1 protein-coding gene is annotated in these 1,226 nt (G+C 65.0%); it reads left to right on the top strand.

Annotated elements, in window-relative coordinates; translation table 11 throughout:
- Positions 1-73: 73 nt before the first annotated feature.
- A partial coding sequence (locus tag EN893_RS34620) for a caspase domain-containing protein (RefSeq protein ID WP_128362191.1) occupies positions 74-1,226 on the top strand: 1,153 nt, incomplete at its 3' end.

The raw sequence follows: 1,226 nt of genomic DNA, 5'->3' as shown, positions 1-1,226 counted from the left end.
GACAGGCGCGTGGTTAGGCCTGCATTGCAAATCCGATGGCGTCGCCGGGGCCGATGGCGTTATGATCTGCCCCATGGGCAGGCTTGCGATCCTTGCATGGGCATTTCTGGGACTTTTGCTGCTGAGCGCGGATGCGCAGCCGCAACGGCGCGTGGCGCTTGTCATCGGCAACGGCACTTACGCCGAAGCCGGCACGCTGGCCAACCCGGTCAACGACGCCCTCGACATCGCCGACAAGCTGCGCTCGATCGGCTTCGAGGTGATCGAGGGCAATGATCTCGGCAAGCGTGAACTCGAACGCAGCATCGGCGCGTTTTCCGATGCGCTCCAGGGCGCCGGCGTCGGGCTTTTCTACTATGCCGGCCACGGCCTGCAGGTCGACGGGCGCAACTACATCGTGCCGGTCGACGCCAGGCTGGACGTGCCCGTCAAGTTGCAGCTCGAAGCAGTGCCGATCGACGAAGTCCTCGACATCATGGAACAGCAGACCAAGGTCAGCCTGGTGTTTCTCGATGCCTGCCGCAACAATCCGTTTGCCCGCAGTCTCAGCCGCACCGCCACCACGCGCTCGGCGAAGGCGCTGGCCGGGCTGGCGCAATTCGATTCGACGCGCGGCTCGTTCATCGCCTTCTCGACGGCACCTGGCGCTGTCGCCATGGACGGCAGCGGACGCAACTCGCCTTTCGCCGCCGCCCTGCTGCGCCACATCGCCGAGCCCGGCCAGAGCATCAACGACATGATGATCGCGGTGCGCCGCGACGTGGTTTCGCAAACCCGCGAAACCCAGCGCCCCTGGGAGCAGGGATCGTTGCTCGAACGCTTCGAATTCGTCTCGGACGGACAACCCGCAGAGCCACAAAGGCCGGCCGCGGCGCCGGCGCCTTCAATGGAAGTGGCCGCACTTGAACGCTCTGTCGGCGACGACAAGGGATCGATCGAGAAATTCCTGCGCCAGGACTATCTGACGCCGGACACCGGGGCGATGAGCGAGACCGTCAAGCGGCTCTACGGCCCATCCGCCTTCATCTTCGGAACCCGCTACGACGCCGACGCCATCGTCAAGATCAAGGCCGACTGGTTCGCGCAGTGGGCCTCCTGGTCGCTAAGCATGGAGGCCGGCAGCCTGGAGGTCACTCCACAGGGCGAAGATCGCGCCGAGGCAGTCTTTGCGATGCGCTACGACTATCTTCCAAAGGACAGGTCGGCGGCACGCCTGACCGGCAAGG

Source organism: Mesorhizobium sp. M7A.F.Ca.CA.004.04.2.1, from assembly GCF_004022825.1.
Classification (GTDB): domain Bacteria; phylum Pseudomonadota; class Alphaproteobacteria; order Rhizobiales; family Rhizobiaceae; genus Mesorhizobium.
The sequence above is the reverse complement of the archived record's forward strand: the minus strand, read 5'-3'. Positions and strand labels throughout refer to the sequence as shown.